Source organism: Pseudomonas sp. CF161 (genome assembly GCF_000416215.1).
Taxonomy (GTDB): Bacteria; Pseudomonadota; Gammaproteobacteria; order Pseudomonadales; family Pseudomonadaceae; genus Aquipseudomonas.
In genome coordinates, this window is sequence record NZ_ATLP01000114.1 from 1 (window position 1) to 2500 (window position 2500).

1 rRNA gene is annotated in these 2500 nt (G+C 51.3%); it reads right to left on the reverse strand.

Features of this window, described 5'->3' with window-relative positions:
* A 23S ribosomal RNA gene (locus CF161_RS27420) occupies positions 1 to 2476 on the reverse strand; the annotation flags it as partial.
* Between the last annotated feature and the right edge of the window lie 24 nt (positions 2477 to 2500).

A 2500-nucleotide genomic window follows, 5' to 3' on the forward strand; every position in this document is an offset into this window, starting at 1 on the left:
CCGCCGTCGATATGAACTCTTGGGCGGTATCAGCCTGTTATCCCCGGAGTACCTTTTATCCGTTGAGCGATGGCCCTTCCATACAGAACCACCGGATCACTAAGACCTACTTTCGTACCTGCTCGACGTGTCTGTCTCGCAGTCAAGCGCGCTTTTGCCTTTATACTCTACGACCGATTTCCGACCGGTCTGAGCGCACCTTCGTACTCCTCCGTTACTCTTTAGGAGGAGACCGCCCCAGTCAAACTACCCACCATACACTGTCCTCGATCCGGATAACGGACCTGAGTTAGAACCTCAAAGTTGCCAGGGTGGTATTTCAAGGTTGGCTCCACGCAGACTGGCGTCCACGCTTCAAAGCCTCCCACCTATCCTACACAAGCAAATTCAAAGTCCAGTGCAAAGCTATAGTAAAGGTTCACGGGGTCTTTCCGTCTAGCCGCGGATACACTGCATCTTCACAGCGATTTCAATTTCACTGAGTCTCGGGTGGAGACAGCGCCGCCATCGTTACGCCATTCGTGCAGGTCGGAACTTACCCGACAAGGAATTTCGCTACCTTAGGACCGTTATAGTTACGGCCGCCGTTTACCGGGGCTTCGATCAAGAGCTTCGCGTTAGCTAACCCCATCAATTAACCTTCCGGCACCGGGCAGGCGTCACACCCTATACGTCCACTTTCGTGTTTGCAGAGTGCTGTGTTTTTAATAAACAGTCGCAGCGGCCTGGTATCTTCGACCGGCATGAGCTTACGGAGCAAGTCCTTCACCCTCACCGGCGCACCTTCTCCCGAAGTTACGGTGCCATTTTGCCTAGTTCCTTCACCCGAGTTCTCTCAAGCGCCTTGGTATTCTCTACCCAACCACCTGTGTCGGTTTGGGGTACGGTTCCTAGTTATCTGAAGCTTAGAAGCTTTTCTTGGAAGCATGGCATCAACCACTTCGTCACCTAAAAGGTAACTCGTCATCAGCTCTCGGCCTTAGAATCCCGGATTTACCTAAGATTCCAGCCTACCACCTTAAACTTGGACAACCAACGCCAAGCTGGCCTAGCCTTCTCCGTCCCTCCATCGCAATAACTAGAAGTACAGGAATATTAACCTGTTTTCCATCGACTACGCTTTTCAGCCTCGCCTTAGGGACCGACTAACCCTGCGTCGATTAACGTTGCGCAGGAAACCTTGGTCTTTCGGCGTGGGTGTTTTTCACACCCATTGTCGTTACTCATGTCAGCATTCGCACTTCTGATACCTCCAGCAAGCTTCTCAACTCACCTTCACAGGCTTACAGAACGCTCCTCTACCGCATCACTTACGTGATACCCGTAGCTTCGGTGTATGGTTTGAGCCCCGTTACATCTTCCGCGCAGGCCGACTCGACTAGTGAGCTATTACGCTTTCTTTAAAGGGTGGCTGCTTCTAAGCCAACCTCCTAGCTGTCTAAGCCTTCCCACATCGTTTCCCACTTAACCATAACTTTGGGACCTTAGCTGACGGTCTGGGTTGTTTCCCTTTTCACGACGGACGTTAGCACCCGCCGTGTGTCTCCCATGCTCGGCACTTGTAGGTATTCGGAGTTTGCATCGGTTTGGTAAGTCGGGATGACCCCCTAGCCGAAACAGTGCTCTACCCCCTACAGTGATACATGAGGCGCTACCTAAATAGCTTTCGAGGAGAACCAGCTATCTCCGAGCTTGATTAGCCTTTCACTCCGATCCACAGGTCATCCGCTAACTTTTCAACGGTAGTCGGTTCGGTCCTCCAGTTAGTGTTACCCAACCTTCAACCTGCCCATGGATAGATCGCCCGGTTTCGGGTCTATTCCCAGCGACTAGACGCCCTATTAAGACTCGCTTTCGCTACGCCTCCCCTATTCGGTTAAGCTCGCCACTGAAAATAAGTCGCTGACCCATTATACAAAAGGTACGCAGTCACAGAACAAAGTCTGCTCCCACTGCTTGTACGCATACGGTTTCAGGATCTATTTCACTCCCCTCTCCGGGGTTCTTTTCGCCTTTCCCTCACGGTACTAGTTCACTATCGGTCAGTCAGTAGTATTTAGCCTTGGAGGATGGTCCCCCCATATTCAGACAAAGTTTCTCGTGCTCCGTCCTACTCGATTTCATGACTAAGAGATTTTCGCGTACAGGGCTATCCCCCACTATGGCCGCACTTTCCAGAGCGTTCCGCTAATCTCAAAGCCACTTAAGGGCTAGTCCCCGTTCGCTCGCCACTACTAAGGGAATCTCGGTTGATTTCTTTTCCTCAGGGTACTTAGATGTTTCAGTTCCCCTGGTTCGCTTCTTGCACCTATGTATTCAGTACAAGATACCTAACTTATGTTAGGTGGGTTCCCCCATTCAGACATCTCCGGATCAAAGTCTGTTTGCCGACTCCCCGAAGCTTTTCGCAGGCTACCACGTCTTTCATCGCCTCTGACTGCCAAGGCATCCACCGTATGCGCTTCTTCACTTGACCATATAACCCCAAGCAATCTGGTTA